The organism is Haladaptatus sp. AB618 (genome assembly GCF_024136965.1).
Taxonomy (GTDB): Archaea; Halobacteriota; Halobacteria; order Halobacteriales; family Haladaptataceae; genus Haladaptatus.
This window is the reverse complement of the sequence record NZ_JAMYJX010000006.1, coordinates 260918-279501: the sequence shown is the minus strand read 5'-3', so window position 1 is coordinate 279501 and position 18584 is coordinate 260918. Positions and strand designations below refer to the sequence as shown.

At 54.6% G+C, this 18584-nt stretch carries 17 protein-coding genes and 1 pseudogene; 12 read left to right on the top strand and 6 right to left on the bottom strand.

The features are described from left to right. The first annotated feature begins 91 nt into the window (after positions 1–91). From NKF26_RS18235 to NKF26_RS18220, 5 genes are all read left to right on the top strand, one after another. A complete protein-coding gene (locus tag NKF26_RS18235) occupies positions 92–1180 on the top strand; it encodes an NAD(P)/FAD-dependent oxidoreductase (protein ID WP_253226858.1) in 1089 nt (362 codons plus the stop codon). Between the two features lie 27 nt (positions 1181–1207). Further along, positions 1208–1528: a hypothetical protein gene (locus NKF26_RS18230; RefSeq protein WP_253234701.1), complete on the top strand. Its 321-nt coding sequence runs from the start codon at positions 1208–1210 to the stop codon at positions 1526–1528. 42 nt (positions 1529–1570) lie between these two features. After that, on the top strand, positions 1571–1654 hold the full coding sequence (locus NKF26_RS24460; protein ID WP_342766329.1) for a hypothetical protein: 84 nt from the start codon (positions 1571–1573) through the stop codon (positions 1652–1654). Between the two features lie 506 nt (positions 1655–2160). After that, a complete protein-coding gene (locus NKF26_RS18225) occupies positions 2161–2328 on the top strand; it encodes a DUF1931 domain-containing protein (RefSeq protein WP_227773336.1) in 168 nt (55 codons plus the stop codon). A gap of 1082 nt (positions 2329–3410) precedes the next feature. Further along, a complete protein-coding gene (locus tag NKF26_RS18220; RefSeq protein WP_253226860.1) occupies positions 3411–3692 on the top strand; it encodes a hypothetical protein in 282 nt (93 codons plus the stop codon). Positions 3693–4081: 389 nt separating this feature from the next. Here NKF26_RS18220 and NKF26_RS18215 read toward each other — a convergent pair whose 3' ends face one another. After that, a complete protein-coding gene (locus tag NKF26_RS18215; protein ID WP_253226861.1) occupies positions 4082–4228 on the bottom strand; it encodes a hypothetical protein in 147 nt (48 codons plus the stop codon). Positions 4229–4464: 236 nt separating this feature from the next. Between NKF26_RS18215 and NKF26_RS18210 the strand changes: the two genes are divergently transcribed. Together NKF26_RS18210 and NKF26_RS18205 are read left to right on the top strand one after the other, a co-directional pair. Continuing rightward, entirely contained in the window at positions 4465–4695 is a 231-nt protein-coding gene (locus tag NKF26_RS18210; protein WP_253226862.1) for a CopG family transcriptional regulator, read from the top strand. A gap of 399 nt (positions 4696–5094) precedes the next feature. Next, positions 5095–5271: pseudogene (locus NKF26_RS18205) on the top strand (transcription factor TFIIB); the annotation flags it as partial. 72 nt (positions 5272–5343) lie between these two features. Here NKF26_RS18205 and NKF26_RS18200 read toward each other — a convergent pair. The 3 genes from NKF26_RS18200 to NKF26_RS18190 form a co-directional block, all read right to left on the bottom strand. Further along, positions 5344–7188 (bottom strand): SLC13 family permease, encoded by a 1845-nt coding sequence (locus tag NKF26_RS18200; RefSeq protein ID WP_253226863.1) that lies wholly within the window; start codon positions 7186–7188, stop codon positions 5344–5346. A gap of 253 nt (positions 7189–7441) precedes the next feature. Further along, on the bottom strand, positions 7442–7636 hold the full coding sequence (locus tag NKF26_RS18195; RefSeq protein ID WP_253226864.1) for a cold-shock protein: 195 nt from the start codon (positions 7634–7636) through the stop codon (positions 7442–7444). Positions 7637–8359: 723 nt separating this feature from the next. Continuing rightward, positions 8360–8929: a flavodoxin domain-containing protein gene (locus tag NKF26_RS18190; RefSeq protein WP_253226865.1), complete on the bottom strand. Its 570-nt coding sequence runs from the start codon at positions 8927–8929 to the stop codon at positions 8360–8362. A 499-nt stretch (positions 8930–9428) separates the two neighbouring features. Between NKF26_RS18190 and NKF26_RS18185 the strand changes: the two genes are divergently transcribed. Next, on the top strand, positions 9429–9815 hold the full coding sequence (locus NKF26_RS18185; protein WP_253226866.1) for a hypothetical protein: 387 nt from the start codon (positions 9429–9431) through the stop codon (positions 9813–9815). Positions 9816–10094: 279 nt separating this feature from the next. Continuing rightward, on the top strand, positions 10095–11519 hold the full coding sequence (locus NKF26_RS18180; protein WP_253226867.1) for an AarF/ABC1/UbiB kinase family protein: 1425 nt from the start codon (positions 10095–10097) through the stop codon (positions 11517–11519). 85 nt (positions 11520–11604) lie between these two features. On the opposite strand, the gene NKF26_RS18175 is transcribed toward NKF26_RS18180, so the two are convergent. Then, positions 11605–12015, bottom strand: coding sequence for a transcriptional regulator (locus tag NKF26_RS18175; protein WP_253226868.1), 411 nt, complete (start codon positions 12013–12015; stop codon positions 11605–11607). 119 nt (positions 12016–12134) lie between these two features. Between NKF26_RS18175 and NKF26_RS18170 the strand changes: the two genes are divergently transcribed. Then, entirely contained in the window at positions 12135–12713 is a 579-nt protein-coding gene (locus NKF26_RS18170) for a hypothetical protein (RefSeq protein WP_253226869.1), read from the top strand. Positions 12714–13180: 467 nt separating this feature from the next. Beyond that, entirely contained in the window at positions 13181–16006 is a 2826-nt protein-coding gene (locus NKF26_RS18165) for an aconitate hydratase (protein WP_253226870.1), read from the top strand. Positions 16007–16131: 125 nt separating this feature from the next. Here NKF26_RS18165 and NKF26_RS18160 read toward each other — a convergent pair whose 3' ends face one another. After that, complete coding sequence (locus tag NKF26_RS18160; protein ID WP_253226871.1) at positions 16132–16392, bottom strand: bacteriophage holin; 261 nt, start codon at positions 16390–16392, stop codon at positions 16132–16134. A gap of 331 nt (positions 16393–16723) precedes the next feature. Here NKF26_RS18160 and NKF26_RS18155 point away from each other — a divergent pair, with 331 nt between their 5' ends. Beyond that, entirely contained in the window at positions 16724–18460 is a 1737-nt protein-coding gene (locus NKF26_RS18155; protein WP_253226872.1) for a choice-of-anchor I family protein, read from the top strand. Positions 18461–18584: the final 124 nt, after the last annotated feature.

Below are 18584 nucleotides of genomic sequence, written 5' to 3'. Positions count from 1 at the left end.
TGTCGTCCCACCCTGGGATTTCACCCCCTGAAATCCTGCACACGACATCATGACGACCGTTCGTCGCCAACATTCACCGAGGGACCAGGACATGACCGAACGTTACGAGACCGTCGTTATCGGTGGCGGTCAGGCCGGACTCGCAACCGGGTACTACCTGCAGTCACGCGATCAGGACTTCGTCATTCTCGACGCGGGCGACCGCGTTGGGGATCCGTGGCGAAAACGCTGGGACTCACTCCGGGTGTTCACGCCAGCCCGTTTCACCAGCTTGCCGGGGAAGGCCTTCCCGGGATCGCCATACGCATTTCCTGGCAAGGACGCAGTGGCCGACTACCTCGAGAGCTACGCCGAACACTTCGACCTGCCCGTCGAACTCGGCGTTCGCGTCGATGGCCTCAAGCGCAATGGCTCGAGCTACCTACTCACTGCAGGCGACCGGGAGTATATAGCCGACAACGTTGTGGTGGCAATGGCGAGCTACCAGATCCCGACAATCCCTGACTTCGCGGACGAGCTAGCCGACGATGTCGTCCAGCTTCACTCGAGCGACTATCACAATCCTGACCAACTGCAGGACGGCAGTGTGCTCGTCGTCGGCGCGGGGAACTCCGGTGCCGAGATCAGCCTTGACGTCGCCGACGATCACGAGACGTGGCTATCAGGTCGGGATGTCAGCTACGTTCCGTTCCACATTAACTCGAGATTCGGCCGACATATTGGAGTTCCGTTCGTGATGCGCGTACTCTACCATCGAGTGCTTACCACTGACACGCCCATCGGCCGCCGTATGCGACCAAAGCTACTCTCCCAGGGCGGCCCGTTGGTTCGAATCAAGCCACAGGACTTTGCCGCTGCGAGCGTCGAGCGGGTGCCCCGGATGACCGATGTCCGCGACGGCCGCCCTGTGGTCGGTGATGACCGGATTCTCGACGTCACAAACGTCATCTGGTGTACGGGGTTTCAGCCCGATTTCTCGTGGATCGATCTCCCCATCTTCGACGGTCAGGCGAATCCCAAGGAACCCATCCACGAACGCGGTGTCGTATCTGATGCTCCTGGGCTCTACTTCGTCGGTCTATTCTTCCTCTACGCGATGACGTCGTCGCTATTCACTGGTGTCGGCCGGGACGCAGAGTATGTCGTAGACCATCTTACGTCGCGGGCACACCCCTACTAGTACTGATCGACTATCGGCTTAGACAGCATGCAAACGGTCGAACCAACCACCACTTCAGCTGTTTTTGTCCATGTTTCACCAAACGACGTTATCGGATATCACCGACCAGCAGACGCTGATGGAGAGCGCGGATGCTGGACCGACGATACACTTGAGACACCGACGGTCCTCCTCAGCCGAGCACAACAGCACGCAGCCGACGTCGTCGCCGAGCATTTCCCCGACCTGCCGGTCGAAACGATCGAGTGGGAGAGTTCACATCGAGCGCAGCGAACGGCGGGCGTCACGAAATACGACCCGACAACAGAGGCAATCACGATCACACTAACCGAGACGGCCTCCGAATAACGCGGGTGGGAGCAATTCAGCGAAACCGTCCGGCACGAACTCATCCACGCCTGGCAGTATCACGAGTTCGGTGAGGCAGACCACGGGCGAACGTTCACCCGCAGGACGGACGCCCTCGATATTTAGCAACACTGCGAACGCTTCACGTTCGTCCATACCCAAAGTGCGGAAACAACAAGAGACTGTTCTGCCCTAAGAGACGTTACTGGGGATATTCATGGAGGGCACCTCGTTTACGATTCATCACCTCGATCAGAATCCCATCTCGTCACGGTCAACGGAGTTCGACAAAATAGCAGGAATCGCTCTTCTGCGAGTTTACTTTCCCCGTCGTCTTTCGCTTGGCGTATCTTTTCGGATCTTTTGTGGCGCTCACGATTTTCTCGGCTTTCGATTTTTTACGGTGGGTGCGAAATGGACCGATTTTCATCCATATTCTAATTGTTTTCACACTCGGTATCGGTTACTCTCTGTACATTATGAAGAGAACCGACGTGTATGCGTGCATCATTCAAGTCGTGATTTGTTGCTGTACGGTTGTGATGTGATGTGTGTTTCTCTGGCACATAGTCGTCTATTCTGAACTATTCCGCCACTGTTCTTTTGTAGTATTATAACGTCTGGAGGCTTGTATGGCTGATTTGATTGTCAAAGCAGCAGTGAAAGAACAGCTTGAAGGACAAAATGTGGCGAGTGACTTCTACGATGCACTCGATGAGGAAGTTGCAACGGTCCTCGACAACGCTGCTCGACGAGCCGAAGAAAACGATCGCAAAACCGTCCAAGCGCGCGATTTGTAGCGATCCATCGCTTCAACGTAGCATCAACCTGTTTTTGTTTGTCGCTACACAGAACGCACTCCTCTAACGACTGGCCGAGATTCCATCCGAATTCAGATCACCCGACGCTTCAGTCTCCTTCTTGCAAATCTCTCCCTCTTCAGCTAAGCCCATTCAATACCTCGTACGCCGTCCGACGTAGCCACCCACGTTTCGCTGCAATCTCGCTCGTCATAGAGGACTTAAGCCACTCTATGACCCGAGTACAGCCGCTAGCTTACACTCTTGAATGAACACACTTCCTTCTCTTAATCAGCTATCGCACAGTTTTCGGGTCATTCATTCGCCCTGATTCAGTGTTGGTGACGGAGTTAGTATACTACTATAATGGCCCTCCCAAATCCCGAGAATTATACCGTAAACCAGCTTTCGAGTTTCATCATGGCGAACGCCCCAATTACTTATCCATCTTGAAGTCTGCTAGATGATATAATGTCACCCGGAGATTTTCAGCAATCACAGTCGGAGATCATCGATGATCAATCGGCGATTGATTGTAATGCGTGTCAGTCCGCCCTTGATCCTGAAGGCCAGCAAGCCGTGTCATTTCTCCTTTTGGATCATCTTCGAATTCCTGTGCTCAGTTGTGATGACCATCTCGAGCAGTTTACTTCGATCTGTGGACTCACCTCTAACGACACAGCGACGCTTCTCCATCACCAGCCCGCTGGTGGGATCTCATGCCCCGGCTGTCGTTTCGCGTCGTATTCTGCAGCCCAATCCATAGTTCCAGTCCAAGGTGGGGCAATTGTACCCATTGCATGTCCAGGACACCAGTCAAAGATTATTCAGCGCTTCCAGACTGGGCTACAGACCTACCAACAGCTAACGTCTGATCTCGGGACGACTACTGGTTCCTTGCTGTGAATTCTAGCGTATCTCTGAAGAAAATAAGACCTCGGTAGGAATGTCCAATATTCCTCGGAAGAGAGACCGGGTGCACGGTGGGCAATTGATCACACCCATCCCATAGACACAACGAGGATCACTCCATCATCGTAGAAACCAGAACTTACACGATAACTCCCAACACCAGTGTCTCTATGACACAAACCGTCAACGAACTCCGCAACGAAATTCGACAGGCTGTCGGGAGATACGAACGCATTGAATCGACAGCCTTCACCAAAGAAGCCCTTGCTGCAATCTGTACGGCTGTAAACTACGATATAGACACACATAACTTGCCTTCCAAACCGCAGATGCGGGCCGGTATCCTTTGGAAAATCGGCGAAGTCGACGATGATAATCCAGAACAAACTCCAAACGCGTTCCGGAAGACAGAGCTCGAAGTGATTGCAGCTGCACTACAAGATGAGGAGTGACCACTAACTATGGCGGAAGAAATCGGTCGTCAAGGCAACCACTACAGTCGAACGGGATTTCTTCCCACGCTGTTGTGACTGCTTTGTATCCCGTCCAGCCTTCGGTGTCAACCATCTCGAGTACACGTGCATTGGATCCAACGATATTTGCCTTGATTTCGTAAATCATACCTCAGGAATGATCAATTGAGCCCAGCGATCTCACGCAGATTTTCATCAATATCGACACAGATTTCCCCGATCTGGTTGCCATATGGTGCACCAAGTTCCGCGAGGACAGTCCAACCCTCCTGCCACTGCACGTGCTAGGATATCTACCGTCCAGTGGTATCCAACGACAACACGGGCGACAGACACGAGACCGGCAACGATAGCAAAGCCAAAGCCGGTCACGAAGAACCGTCGACGAAGGAATCGTCTTCGTTATCCTCGGACGGGAAGGTGCCGAGTGTTCCGTCGTCAGTTGCGGTTTCGACGGCGGTCATGTGCTTGCAGTAGGCGTTCCGGTGAACGTGATACGGATACGTGCAGGCCATTAGCTCTTGGTGACGTCAATGAGTCCGGAGGCATCGACATCGAAGGAAAACTGTTCGGCCTATGGGCGGTGCTGTGCCATCTCGGCCAGCGTCGCAGGTTGCAGATGAGTTTGTACTCATGGATTCCATGGTCGTTCCTAAGAAGGCGTAAAAAACGGCAAGAACCGAGGAATAACACTACTACTCATCGAAAAACTAGCCCGAGAGTTAATCTGTCTCTAGAATAGATTGTATCCATGGCCACGTTCGAGGTAGCCTTGCCTGACCGTATCGAGAGTGATATTGATCGGCTTGTCGAACAAGGTGATTTTCTAAATCAAGAACAAGCGATCGAAGAGTTGCTCACAATGGGGTTATCGGCCCAAGACACTGGCGATGAATTCGAAGAGGAGTTGGATGGAGATCTGTTTACAGATGCTGTCGATGAGCAACAGGATCCAGCCGACCAATACGACGATCCGCTCTAACCCTCCTCTCGAACAGAGGAGCCAACATTCCCTTCGATTTCGAGTTCAATGAGGCAATCGAGTTTTTCTCTTCACCTGTTTCAACTGCCTGGTGTGCGAAATACTCGGATGCGACGTCCTCTGTGTGTTGGTGCGTACGGTTGAGCAAATCCCGTTCAGTCGTCGGTGTGTCGTCGTTACGTTCGGTCGTCTCCGCGCACTCGGTCAGCGTGCGCTGGGCACCATCGGACAGCGTTGTTTGGCGTGACATGAATGAAAAAAGGAGACGGGATTAGCAGCAGTCGGTGAGTGCACCTTTCCGGGTGGCTTCCGCGCCACAGTTCTCACATGACGTCATTGAGGCGCTTACCTGGGAGCAAGAAGAGCAGCGCCCCGTGCAGGTGTTCGGTCTCGATAGCAAAGGGCCTGCTTTCAGGGAAGTCGCCCACTGGGTATGCGGCGGCAGCGATTTACGCCGCCTCACTGCTGTGTGATGAGAAAGAAACACAGGATGCGGTCGCGTCAGTTGCACACGTGACCGAAGTGACGATTCGCAACCGATATCCGGAACAGATCGATGCGATAGACATCGAATAAGATATCCACTGCAGTTAGAAGCAATCGCTCACCCCCCTGTTCATACAACAGATGCGAACACGGAAGTGGTGTTCAGGCTGGCGCACCAACTCCCCAAAAGAACGCAATTCCGAGAATTGTCACAACAGAGAGTAGAAGCTGAAGCGGCGCACCAACTCTCGCATAGTCTGTGAATTTGTACCCACCCGGTCCATAGACGAACAGGTTCGTTTGATATCCAACAGGCGTAATGAACGCCGTTGAAGCAGCAAAAGTAACTGCAAGAATAAACGCGAACGGATTGCCACCGATATCTCGGGCCGCTTCGACAGCAACAGGAATCATCAAGACCACACTCGCATTGTTGCTGATGATACTTGTAATGAGCCCCGTTGCGATGTAGAACACCCACAGAACTCCGATGAGTGGGAGGAAATCCGCGGTTGCAGCGACAAGTGAACCGAGGAGGTTTGCTGCACCCGTTTGCTCTAAGGCAACTCCAAGTGGAATAACACCCGCAAGCAGGAAAATAACACTCCAGTCCACGCCCTCGTATATCTCTCCGGGCTTGATCACATCAGTGACAACCATCAGTACGACACCAGCGAGCGCTGTCTGGACGATACTAAAGTTGACACCTGCGAGCATCTCGACACCAGTTACATTCGCGAGAGTATCCCATGGCATTCCGACAAGACCGACAACAGCGATAATAATCCCGAGTGCCCACGGTATCTTTTCCGTTCGATAATCGGGCGATTCAGATTCATGAGCGACGATAAATTCTGGATTACGACTCAATCGGTCGATGCTATCACTCGGTGCTTGGACAAGGAGCGTGTCACCGACCCGCAGTGGGAGATCATTGAGCCGACTCCGTATCGTTTTCCCGCCGGACCGGAATGCAAGGACGCTCGCATCGTACCGCTCACGAAAGGCCGAGGTTGCAATCGTCTCACCGAGTAGTGAGGAACCTGACTGAATGACGATTTCGACGAGTGTCTGTGTTTCTTCCTCTGACGGTTCGAGTGCCGAATCGGAGTATTGTGTCCCAACAAGGTCGAGTCCTTCTTGCTCACGAAGTACGTTGAGCGTTCCACGGTCAGTACGAACAGTGAGAATATCCCCTACACGAATCCGTTTGCTGGCGATACCTTCGAAATACTGTTCGTTGTCACGGGAAAGTTGGACGATGTCCGTATCGAACTGTGATTCATCGATCGCAGTTTGAACGGTTTTCCCGATGAGAGGGGACTCGTCCCGGACGACGACTTCGAACACATAGCCCTGTAAATCGTATTCCTCAAGGTAGTCTTCACGTGCAGGGACGCGTTCCGGAATGAGTTTGTGGCCGATAGTCAGCAAATAGACACTGCCCGTTAGAAGCACGATGACTCCCAGTCCAGTAAAGGTAAACATTGAGAATGGCCGCCCAATCAACCGTTCAGAAACGCTGGATGCGAGTAAGTTCGTTGAGGTCCCAATGAGAGTGAGCATCCCACCGAACATCGAGGCATACGAGAGAGGAATGAGGAGTTTCGAAGGTGAGGTATTCCCCTCGTGGGCGAGATCGGAGATGACCGGAACGAGGATCGCAACCACTGGAGTGTTGTTAATGAATCCAGACACAGGACCAGTAACGCTGATAGTCGCAACAAGTTGTTTCAGTTGGTCATTGCCAGCAAAGGCGGCCATCTTTTTTCCAATAATCTGAACGAGTCCCGTCTGACTAATCCCTGTCGAGAGGATAAGCATCGCGAGCACGGCGACAGTTGCAGTGTTTGAAAATCCCGAAATCCCTTCAGCAACAGAAACTTGGGTCCACGGATTCAGGAACATCAGGAGCACCATTACGAGAATCGCGGTGACATCTATCGGCAATAATTCAGTCACGAAAAGAAAGAGTGCTAACGCGATAATCCCGAATACGACAAGCATACCAGTTGTAACTGGTGGAATTCCCCCAGCTTGTGCTAGAGATATATGTATTACCATACAGAATATAGATTGTCTGCTATCTTAATACCACTACATATCTTAACGAGAGAGTAATTAGAATTGACAAAGATATGGTGTCAAGAATGGGATTCATCATGTATGGGGCAGTGCGAAAGCTACTGCTCCGGATAAACCTTCACCTGAAAATGGAACAAAGTACACAGTGTCGCCTGATGGCGACTATGTGCGTAAATTATGCGCGAACGATGTTCGTCGCGCGGGGGCCCTTGGGGGCTTGTTCAATTTCGAAGTCGATCTCGGTCCCTTCAGTCAGATCCTCACCGCCAACGTCCTCCATGTGGAAGAATACGTCGTCGTCAGAGTCGTCCGTCGTGATAAAACCGTAGCCGCCAGTGTTGTTGAAGAAATCAACCTTTCCGTTTGCCATTGCAACTAAACACAGATCCAACACACGGTTAAGACTTCCGCATTCATTTTTTAAATCCGAGAAATATTTAGACATATGTCCATGAATGTCAGGAGTGGGTATTTACTCGACCATTTGGATAGTTCTGCCCAGAAGAAGCACCGGATTCACCAGAACGAACCATGGCTTCGGTAGAAGCCATACTTCTAGTTTTATGGGAATTCTTGTCTCCGGTGGGTCCAAAAGCCACAGATGCCGTCCAACTGTCCCTCCAATTGGTGTCGCGATGGTCGGTAATGGAGTCAACGATACATCGGCACTCACGACGACGACGGTTGGAGTTACGATGGGTGCAGCGGGGACGGACACCGCTCTTGAGACGGGGGACATTACCCTGTTAAACGACGATCACACAAAGCTGCCGTATCTTGTGGGATTGTCTCGAACGAGCAATTCGCCTCGCTGTGTACCACAGGTGACGCGAACGAGGGCATTGATGCGTTCCTCAATAAGCGTGAACCCGAGTATCCTGGTGAGTGACGGGCAACACGAGGGGTCAACTCCCGCGGCGGGTCCTTTCCCGATTCGGTGCGACGAGCAACCTTCCCGAGAGACCCGGAAAGGGATGACTCGTTCACCTACCGAGCTTCATACGGCAGAGCTGCCCTGGAGTCAACTCCCGAGGCGCTCGTCTTGTATCTCTGTCGAGTTGAAATATGAATGAAACTACCACACCCACACCTCTCAGCTTGTGTCGCTCGACTCGTCGAACCGCTCCTCGACGAACGCAGCGAAATCGTCGGCGAACGCCTCGACCGACTCCCAATCGGTGAATTCGACGTCGCCTGACGTGTCCACCTCAGGGTGCTCTTTCCTGGTGATGCGTTTCATCAGCGCTCGCATGAGGAAGCCGTACTCCGAGAATCGTAGCGCACCGCCAAAGAGGCCGATTCGGTCGGGGCGCCAGTCCGTGGCTTCGACGAATTCGTCGACGTATCCAGCCGCCTCGGCTGCTCCCTCCTCGGTCTCCTCTCCGGACGCACCGGAGACCTGGAAGAAACCAGTTGGCTTCGTCACCAACACATCGCGGTTGGCCTTACCGAACTTACGAACTGCCTTTTGTTGTTTTCCCATATGGATCGATGCCCCGACCAGAACGGCGTCGAAGTCGTCGATGTCGAGATCGGGGCTGATCTCCTTCACATTGACCGTCATCGTCTCGTGACCGTTCGCGGTGAGCCTGTCGCCGATGCGATCAGCCACCTTCGCGGTTTGTCCTTCACCGGTACCGTAACAGACGAGGATGGAAGCCATGGTTGTTCAGTTCCACAGAGGATCGCAGTATGGATAATCACGAGGGGTCCTACAGCCGTAGAACGATCGAACGCGAGCAGGTGGATATTCTCCGGTAATTCTCTAACGAGGTTTTTCTCATTTCGGTAGACGACGGCGACGTCAGCGACCACGTAGGCACCCCCGTCAGTACATCGATCTCGAGAGGGACACCGATCTATTACGAAACCCCACACAACCGTAGTCGTGAATGTCCCGAAGTGACACATCTATACGGTCGGGGTGAAGCGGCAACCAGTATGTCACTTAATTGAATTGGTCCATGAACAGGACGAGTTAGACCGTGGAAAATCGAGTTCACGGGTGGTGGCCTGGTAGCTTCCAAGGCAGAGGAGAATTAGTGAATACTCATCGTATCGGGACGTGAATTATAACAAATTCAGTCAGGTGGTATGTTTTCCAGTAAAATATCACCAAATTCTCACCACAGCGTTATCCCTCTCGTTCACCTAGAGACGATATGGCGGACAACAAAAAGAGCCGAAACAAGCAAGCCCGTAACGAAGAGAACCGCCAGCGAGCGTGGGAAGTTGAGCAGGCACGCGAACGTATGGACGAAACCGAACCACGTGACGAACAGAACGAAGCAAATGAATCTCGACACGAGGGAACGGAAAATCCGGACTCTTCCCGAAAGTGTCACCGTCGTGGATGCGACGAACCAGCGAAATTTGTCGTTCTCGAACGTTACCAAGAAGAAACGGGTCACGGGGGTGTTGAGGCAGAGGCTAGTCTTTGTCAACGACATACTGCTGAAGAAAGTCCCACGAATCTCGATGGCGTCTATGCGGACTACGTGTTTCGTGTTGATCCGTTACCAGAGACGATTGATACGGACATAGCGTGATTTCTTTCTTCAGAGCATAGATATCCCTACGGCGATACGGGAAGCCACGCCGTTTATGGAAGGGGAATACCACTGGACATCTTTATCCGAATAGGTGTTGTGAGTATATATAGGTCCGAGATGACATGGTTTTCTGTCCGGTTGCTACGTATCGTTGGTCAATTTTTTCCGTTTGTGGTGACGTTTCTCCGCGACCGACGACGATTTCTGTTCTTTGGTAGTTCACGGACTGTTTCCCGTGAACAACATCGGGAACGAGCACGTCAACTGCGGGATGTCATGCTCGCACTCGGTCCGACGTTCATCAAAACCGGGCAGGTTCTTTCCACACGTCCAGATCTCGTGCCGGAGGTGTATGCCGAGGAGTTCGCCACCCTACAAGATGCGGTTCCACCGAGTCCATATAGTGAAATGATCTCGTCGCTCGCCAAAGATGTGGGGTCCCACTCGTACGACGATTTTGATCCCGATCCGATCGCAGGAGGGTCGCTTGCGCAGGTGTATGAAGCCGTTTACGACGGAACCCGTGTCGCTGTTAAGGTTCGGCGACCCGATATCAAAGATCGCATCGATACCGATCTCCGCGTCATCCGGCGGTTGCTTCCCGTTATCGTCTTCTTTGCTCCGAATCGCTATCGATTCTCGCTCCGAAATATGGCCGATGACTTTGAGCGTATTATCCAGGAGGAACTCGACTTCGAGCGTGAAGCACGGATGATGGACGAGATTCGAAACAACTTCAGTGACGATTCTACGGTCCGCATTCCCCGAGTGTACACCGACGTCTCGTCCGAACGCGTGCTCACGATGGAGTACATTGTTGGGATCAAGATCACTGACGTCGACCAATTGGAAGCGGCCGGCTTCGATCCGAAGCCGATCGCACACAAAGTGGCGAATGCGTACTTTACGATGGGACTCGTGCACGGCGTTTTTCATGGAGACCCTCACCCAGGAAATCTCTCTGTCGACGACGAGGGTCGGATCGTGTTCTACGATTTCGGCATGTCTGGCCGGTTTACACCCGCAATGCAGGAGAACGTCATTCAGCTCTATCTTTCCGTCGTTAACCGCGATGTCGAAACGATCACGGATATCCTGATCAAGATAGATGTCCTGGACCCAAACGTCGATCGGGTCAAAATGGCTGCGATGCTGAGTCTCATGATGGACGAATTCGAAGGGAAGGAGGACGTCAATTGGCGTGATATCTTGACCGATGCCCTCGCCGAACTCCAACAATTCCCCTTTCGCCTCCCACCAAACATCATGCTCGTCATCCGCATCGGAACGGTCAGTGAAGGGGTTCTCCGAGAGCTCGATCCGGAGTTCGATTTTATTCACGCCGCTCGAGAGTTTCTCCGACGGCACGGATTTATGGAACGAGGGGCACGCATGATGTTCGATGAAATGCGAACCGATGTCGAGGCATCAGCGAAGGCACTCGTTCGCGTTCCACCGAAACTAGAGCGTGCCCTCGACGCTATCATTCGAGACGAAGCCCAAACCCAACGATCCACCGTCGATCAAGTGCAGTTGCAAACGATCGCCAAACCGCTCGGATACGTTCTTTTAGCTGGTTTTACGATACTTGGTGCATCGATCCTTTCGATGGTTGATCTCCGGTACGGTATTGGTGGACTCCTCGTGGCAGGGCTCTTCGTCGTCCTCTTCTATCGATCGATTCGCACGGAACCAAAGTAGGATTCCAGTCGGACTGTTCTACGGGAATAGTTGTGTCCACCATGGACATTTAGTGAGCGGACGGCCTCCTCGATCTCTACGTTGATCACTGTTCGGGGCGAGGCGCAGTCTGATACCGTTCGATCGCGTCGGATTTCTCTACGCGAGCATAGACCGTCTGCAACGTTTCTTCGGCACGCAGTAACCCGTGTTCGTCGAGAAACGCTCGTCCCTCGTCACTGATTCCGTAGAACTTGTACGGGAGATCGTTCTGCCGTTGCTCGTCGGGGAGGAAAACCGCTTCGACGATTCCCACATCGACGAGTTGCTGGAGATGTTGACGGATCGTCGTCTGACTTTTGCTCGGATTTACGTAGTCAAGTTCTTTCAGCGTTGGAAGCTGTGATGGATGCCCGAGGATGTCCTGGATGAGTGAGAACCGCGTTTCTTGGGTGACAACGTTCAATCGTTTTCGAACATTGTCGAGGTTGGATGACGTGTGGCCAGACGTACTCATACTAGTTTCTTCGAGTAGTACGTGCAAAAGCGTTTCGCCGAAATACGAATCGGTCTATTACGATGTGGCCGCTGATGAAGTCGATGCATTGATACTCGATAATTGAGAGCACGAAGACGATGAACACGGAGGAACCGACTATCGATGAAGTAGCAGAGAGCGCCGAGGAGCATCTGCACGACACTTCGCTCACGCCCCAGGAATACGAAGACCTCAAACACAGTATTGCAGAGCTCTCACCGATTTTCACGAACGAGTCTTCCTACTTCGTTCTCGGTAGTTACGGTCGACCGGAGATATACCGACTTCAATTGGTCAAGGATCGCCTCAACCGACGAACCGACACGTATGCATTTCTGATGGTAGATATCCGTAGTGAATGGGTCAACACCTATGTCAAATTCCGACTTCTGGCGGACTATACCGATTATATCGTCGGTGTAACTGAACACGACCGTGGAGGTTTCCTTGTCGAACAGGGATACTTCACTGCTCTGGAGTCCTATTTCACGAAGACGCGAGTTTTCAAGCGTGAATATTCCACTCTGGACCCGGACACAGTCGATACGAACGTCGATCTCGGGAAGCCATATAGTGGGATGCAGACTGCAATCTTTGACATGCTAAACGATACAGGCCGCCTGTGTATCTGGCAGACCGAGGACGAGCTTTTAGAATGTGCTGAAGCACTTCCCTAGTGGTCCGTTGATTTTCCTCCCTGGGGACGAAATAGGGTGTTTATACGATCGTCCCAAGATTGGATCTCCGGAGAAGAATCCCTCGACGTGCTGTTCGATATTCTTCGCTCCAGACGACGACGGGAAATACTTCGACATCTGCTGCTCACTGAGGAGACCACCTCGCTCAGTGAACTCGCAACCGTCGTGGCGAAGCGTGAAACACGAAGGAAGGTGATAACCGATGGGACACTCCAGCGGTACTTGGTCAACCTTTCACAAGTTCATATTCCAAAACTCGTCGACAAAGGCTATGTTTTGTATGATTCCGATACGCAGTCGGTTTCGAGTTGTGAGGCCACACAGCGAGCGAAGCCGTTTCTCGTCTTTGCGGAACAGTAGCTACTCGATTACGAAACCGGCCGTCTTCTCACAGGGTAGGATTTGGGGGGTTATTGATAACGACAGCCATCCAAATTTAGGGTACAATGAGTAGAGAAGCCCCGTTCGATGCGGTCCGCGAATTCGAGGTCGACGGAACCTCGTACAAGATGGCGGACCTCACGGTCCTCGAAGACGAAGGGTTGTGCGACCTCGACAACCTTCCGGTAAGTATCCGAATCCTCCTGGAGTCCGTCCTTCGGAACGTGGATGGTGAGACCATCACCGAGGAGGACGTTCGCAACGCCGCCTCGTGGCAACCCGAGGTTCCGGACGTCGAACTCCCGTTCACGCCCTCTCGCGTCGTTCTACAGGACCTCACCGGCGTTCCCGCGGTCGTCGATTTGGCGGCGCTTCGCTCCGCGGCGGACCGCGCGGGCGAGCAACCGTCCATCGTCGAACCCGAAGTCCCCATCGATTTGGTCATCGACCACAGCGTCCAAGTCGATTACTTCGGATCCGAGGACGCCTACGAGCGGAACGTCGAAATGGAGTACGAGCGGAACGCGGAGCGGTACAAGGCGCTCAAATGGGCTCAACAGGCGTTCGAGGACTTCAACGTCGTCCCGCCGGGAACCGGTATCGTCCATCAAGTGAATCTGGAGTATCTGGGCCGAGTCGTCCACGACCGCGACGTCGACGGGGAAAACTGGTTGTTCCCGGACACGCTGGTCGGGACGGACAGCCACACGCCCATGATCGGTGGCATCGGCGTCGTCGGATGGGGCGTCGGCGGCATCGAAGCGGAGGCGGCGATGCTCGGTCAGCCCATCACGATGAAACTCCCCGAAGTGGTGGGCGTCCGCCTGACCGGCGAACTCCCCGAGGGCGCGACCGCGACCGACCTCGTTCTGCACGTCACGGAGAAACTGCGCGGCGTCGGCGTCGTGGACCGCTTCGTCGAGTTCTTCGGTCCCGGCGTGTCGAACCTCACCGTCCCGGACCGGGCGACGCTCTCGAACATGGCCCCCGAACAGGGATCGACTATCAGCGTGTTCCCGGTGGACGAGGCGACGCTCGACTACCTCGAACTCACGGGACGCGAACCCGAGCATATCGAACTCGTCCGGGAGTACCTCGACGCGCAAGGGCTGTTCGGCGAGCAGGAACCCGAATATACGGAAACGGTCGAGTTGGACCTCTCGACCGTCGAACCCAGCCTCGCCGGGCCGAAGCGCCCCCAAGACCGCGTTCCCATGGGCGACATGCGGACCCACTTCCGAAACCTGCTCTACGACGAGTTCGGAGACGAACTCGGTGACGTGGACGAGGAAGCCATCACCCGCTGGCTCGGCGAGGGTGGCGCGGGAGGAAATGCGGAAGGAACCGGCGCGTCCACGGACGGAGGAACGGTGACGAAGCCGGGAACGGCGGAAGCGCCAGAGGAACCAGACCTCGGCGAACTCACGAAGCGCGTGTCCGTCGAGATGGACGACGGATCGGAGGTCGAAATCGGCCACGGCTCCGTGGTCGTCAGCGCCATCACGAGTTGTACGAACACCTCGAACCCCTCGGTGATGCTCGCCGCGGGACTGCTCGCCAAGAACGCCGTCGACCGCGGCCTCGACGTCCCCGACTACGTGAAGACAAGCCTCGCGCCGGGAAGCCGCGTCGTCACGGAGTACCTCGACGCCTCCGGCCTCCTCCCGTACCTCGAAGATTTGGGGTACAACGTGGTCGGATACGGCTGTACGACCTGTATCGGCAACGCCGGACCGCTTCCGGACCCCATCGAGACCGCCATCGACGAACACGGCCTCTGGACGACGAGCGTCCTCTCCGGCAACCGGAACTTCGAGGCGCGCATCCACCCGAAGATTCGCGCGAATTACCTCGCCAGCCCACCGCTGGTCGTTGCCTACGGCCTCGCGGGACGGATGGACATCGACCTCGAACGCGAACCGGTCGGGACGGACGACGACGGCGAACCGGTCTACCTCGCCGACCTCTGGCCGTCGTCCGACGAAATCCACGCGGCCGTTCACGACAGCGTGGACACGTCGATGTTCGAGGACAAGTACGCCTCCGTGTACGAGGGCGACGAGCGCTGGAAGGGCCTCGAAGCGCCGACCGGGGACGTGTACGAGTGGGACGAAGAGTCCACGTACATCCGCGAACCGCCGTTCTTCAAGGACTTCCCGCTGGAGGAACCCGGCGTCGCGGACATCGAGGAAGCGCGCTGTCTCATGCTGCTCGGCGACACCGTAACCACGGACCACATCAGTCCCGCCGGTCCCTTCGGACCGGACCTCCCCGCAGGGCAGTGGCTCCTCAACCACGGCGTCGAACCGTACGAATTCAACACCTACGGGTCACGGCGCGGGAACCACGAGGTGATGATGCGCGGCACGTTCGCCAACGTGCGCATCGAGAACGAGATGTTGGACGACGTGGAGGGCGGCTACACCATCCATCAACCGACCGGCGAGGAGACGACCGTCTTCGAGGCGTCCGAGCGGTATCGGGAGGACGGAACCCCGCTCGTCGTCGCCGCCGGGACGGAGTTCGGAACCGGGTCCAGCCGTGACTGGGCGGCGAAAGGAACCGATCTGCTGGGCGTGGCGGCGACCATCGCGGAGAGCTACGAGCGCATCTACCGCGACAACCTCGTCGGCATGGGCGTCCTGCCGCTCCAGTTCCAGAGCGGGGATTCGTGGGAATCGCTCGACCTCGACGGATCCGAGACGTTCTCCATTCACGGTCTCGACGATGGACTCGACGTCAAGGACGAACTCACGGTCGTCGCCGAGCGCGAGGACGGTTCGACGGTCGAATTCCCGGTGACCGCGCAAGTGGGGACACCTGCAGCAGTTCGATACGTCGAAAACGGCGGTATTCTCCATCTCGTCCTTCGACGGTTACTCACGGAGTAACCGCGCAAACCGTTCCGACGCTGGGATTTCGGATCCGCAATCGAGGAACGGAACGTCGTCGAAAACGGCATGGCGTGAACACCGATGTCGTCGCGCGTTCCTGAACGCATCAGAGTACGGTATCGTCAGTCTTGGAGGAGACGATTGTACAACTTGGCAAAGGCATAGCCACCAACGAGTGCATCGAAAAACGCCCAGATGGCACCGATAGCGAGTCCGGTGATTGTCTCGTTATAGCCACGATATACGTCGGAGAGCAGCCGTTCCCATCGTTTTCCCCACCCAACCCGAGCGGTAACACCGAGGGCCGCAACTGCGCTAGCCCAGAGCAGTCCACACGCTAATCCGAACGCCCGCGGATCGAATCGCGACGATTCTGAAGACATAGAGTGGCATACAACGAGAAGCGATATAAAATTGGGAGACAATTGATCCGATTCAACGAGAACTCGACACGTAGAGGTACCCGAATCGGTACTCGTGGCTTTCGTTGGTGATTTCTACGAATCCGGACTGAGGCGCAGACATCCTGAATCTCGATGAGCAGGAACGAGACAGCGCTTCGACGGAGAAAGAGCGATGTATGACCGCGGTGCCGTGGTCGTTGGTATCGGTTCGTGCTCGTCAAGTAAGGGCTGGATGTGGAAAAATAACGTAGATGAATATGTAACCATGAGTTAATGATTATGTGTGTGCCAGTCGTTGTCATTCCTTGAGATGACGAAACGACATACAATAGGGCGGCGAAGGTTTCTCGGTGTTACTGGGTCGCTCTTTCTCGCATCTGGCCTATCGACGGTGGGAGCGGCCACGTCTGGTGGTCACGACCAAGAAACGACGAACGTTTTGAGACAGACCGGACGGTATGAGACCGGCGTGTATAACGACGATGCTGCAGAAATCCCGACGTACGATGCTCGCACAGAGCGCGCGTTTGTTGTGGATGCAAACGAAAGCGGTGTCGACGTCCTCGACCTCTCTGACCCGTCGGCCCCGTCGCTGGTCGACTCGATCAGGATCACAGATATATGGAAAGACCCCGGCCCTACAAACAGCGCCGACGCTCACGATGGTATCCTCGCGGTTGCTGTCGCTGCCGAACCAGAGACCCGACCTGGTCGAATCGTTTTTTACGACACTCGGAGCCTCGATCTTCTGAATTCGGTAACTGTTGGTCGTCTTCCCGATATGGTGACGTTTACCCCCGATGGCGATTCAGTGCTTGCGGCCTGCGAGGGAGAGCCCAACGATTCGTATAGCCGCGACCCACGCGGTTCGATTACCGTTATCGATGTTTCCCGAGGTGTTCAAAATGCGGACGTTGCGACCGCCGGATTCCAAAAGTTCGATTCGCAGAGGACGGCGCTTCGCAAGAAAGGCGTCCGAATCTACGGACCGAACGCGACAGTTGCACAGGATCTCGAACCGGAGTTCATCGCGATTTCCGACGATTCGAAGATGGCGTACGTCACCCTCCAAGAAAACAATGCGATCGCCATTGTCGATATCGCTGCGGTGAGTGTCCGCAATATCGTTCCGCTCGGGTGCAAAGATTTCTCGCTCTCAAAGAACGGGCTCGACGCGATAAACGATGGAAAGATCGATATCGAAACGCAACCGCTCTTCGGGATCTATCAACCGGACTCGATAGGAGCATACTCCGTTGACGGGGAGACGTATCTGGTAACCGCCAACGAGGGAGACCCACGTAGCTACGATGGGTTCTCCGAATCCGGTGTTCTCATCGAGGAGGGCGGTTCCTTCGGACTCGACTCGGACGACGACGGACGTATCGACGTACCGATCGATGAATCCCAGTTCGATAGAAACACGCTCTCGTCGTTGGAGGGGCTGGAAGTGTCGACTGACCTCGGTGATTGCGACAACGACGGGCGACTCGAAGAACTATATATTTACGGTGGTCGCTCGTTTGCGATCTGGAAACCAACTGACGGCGGACTCGAACTCGTTTTCGAGAGTGGCAATCTGATCGAGAGTACTATTGCCGATCTCATTTCCGAGGGAAAATTCCCTGAAGCAGCGTTCAACACTGGCTCGAATTCCATCGACCTCGATGAGGAGAGTCCAGCATCCGGCCCCGAACCGGAAGGTATCGCAGTTGGTACCGTCGATGGGGTCGACTACACGTTCGTCGGCTTAGAAGAAATCGGCGGTGTAATGGTATTCGACGTTTCGAACCCTCAAGCGCCAACGTTCGTCGAGTACGTGAACAACCGAATCTTTGATTTGGCGGAACTGGGAATCAACGGTCCACATGCGAATCTCGATGATGCACTGGAACGTGGCGATATAGAGGCTGGTGCGGCCGGTGACCTCGCACCCGAAGGATTGTCGTTCGTCCCGGCCGACGATAGTCCCACGGACGCATCACTTCTCATCGTCGCGAACGAACTAAGCGGAACGACGACCATCTACGAGGCTACGACGATGTGACGTCAATTATCGGGATATCCGACGAACATTGCAGGACATGGTCCCTTTCGCTACTCTCGCTATGAATCCACCGTCCCATCGGAACCGTCGCCCGATCCGTCCCCGTAGTACTTCGTGAGCAGCG

Excerpts from the sequence above, each read along its gene's own strand:
- NKF26_RS18235 (WP_253226858.1), top strand. The coding sequence starts at position 92 with ATGACCGAACGTTACGAGACCGTCGTTATCGGTGGCGGTCAGGCCGGA.
- NKF26_RS18230 (WP_253234701.1), top strand. The coding sequence starts at position 1,208 with ATGCAAACGGTCGAACCAACCACCACTTCAGCTGTTTTTGTCCATGTT.
- NKF26_RS18225 (WP_227773336.1), top strand. The coding sequence starts at position 2,161 with ATGGCTGATTTGATTGTCAAAGCAGCAGTGAAAGAACAGCTTGAAGGA.
- NKF26_RS18220 (WP_253226860.1), top strand. The coding sequence starts at position 3,411 with ATGACACAAACCGTCAACGAACTCCGCAACGAAATTCGACAGGCTGTC.
- NKF26_RS18215 (WP_253226861.1), bottom strand. The coding sequence starts at position 4,228 with ATGGCCTGCACGTATCCGTATCACGTTCACCGGAACGCCTACTGCAAG.
- NKF26_RS18210 (WP_253226862.1), top strand. The coding sequence starts at position 4,465 with ATGGCCACGTTCGAGGTAGCCTTGCCTGACCGTATCGAGAGTGATATT.
- NKF26_RS18200 (WP_253226863.1), bottom strand. The coding sequence starts at position 7,188 with ATGCTTGTCGTATTCGGGATTATCGCGTTAGCACTCTTTCTTTTCGTG.
- NKF26_RS18195 (WP_253226864.1), bottom strand. The coding sequence starts at position 7,636 with ATGGCAAACGGAAAGGTTGATTTCTTCAACAACACTGGCGGCTACGGT.
- NKF26_RS18190 (WP_253226865.1), bottom strand. The coding sequence starts at position 8,929 with ATGGCTTCCATCCTCGTCTGTTACGGTACCGGTGAAGGACAAACCGCG.
- NKF26_RS18185 (WP_253226866.1), top strand. The coding sequence starts at position 9,429 with ATGGCGGACAACAAAAAGAGCCGAAACAAGCAAGCCCGTAACGAAGAG.
- NKF26_RS18180 (WP_253226867.1), top strand. The coding sequence starts at position 10,095 with ATGCTCGCACTCGGTCCGACGTTCATCAAAACCGGGCAGGTTCTTTCC.
- NKF26_RS18175 (WP_253226868.1), bottom strand. The coding sequence starts at position 12,015 with ATGAGTACGTCTGGCCACACGTCATCCAACCTCGACAATGTTCGAAAA.
- NKF26_RS18170 (WP_253226869.1), top strand. The coding sequence starts at position 12,135 with ATGAACACGGAGGAACCGACTATCGATGAAGTAGCAGAGAGCGCCGAG.
- NKF26_RS18165 (WP_253226870.1), top strand. The coding sequence starts at position 13,181 with ATGAGTAGAGAAGCCCCGTTCGATGCGGTCCGCGAATTCGAGGTCGAC.
- NKF26_RS18160 (WP_253226871.1), bottom strand. The coding sequence starts at position 16,392 with ATGTCTTCAGAATCGTCGCGATTCGATCCGCGGGCGTTCGGATTAGCG.
- NKF26_RS18155 (WP_253226872.1), top strand. The coding sequence starts at position 16,724 with ATGACGAAACGACATACAATAGGGCGGCGAAGGTTTCTCGGTGTTACT.